Genomic DNA, 225 nt, shown 5'->3' on the forward strand with positions numbered 1-225 from the left:
TGGAGGGTCTCGCCGCTCGCTGGTCGGCGGCCATCGTCGCCGACGCCGCCGGCATCGCCGACTACTACCGCGAGGAGTTCGGTGCGGCCAGTCGCCTGATCGTCTACGGGGCGCCCGATCGGGCCGGTGTGGGCGAGGACCGGCTGGCGGAACTGGGGCTGCGCGCCGACGGGTACCACCTGGTGGTGGCCCGCTTCGAGCCGGAGAACCACGTCCTCGAGATCG

At 72.9% G+C, this 225-nt stretch carries 1 pseudogene; it reads left to right on the top strand.

Annotated features, from left to right (window positions below):
- Nucleotides 1–225 (top strand): annotated as a pseudogene (locus tag BN358_RS26175) (glycosyl transferase); the annotation flags it as partial.

The sequence above is a fragment of the Sedimentibacter sp. B4 genome (assembly GCF_000309315.1).
GTDB classification, from domain to species: Bacteria; Bacillota; Clostridia; order Tissierellales; family Sedimentibacteraceae; genus Sedimentibacter; species Sedimentibacter saalensis.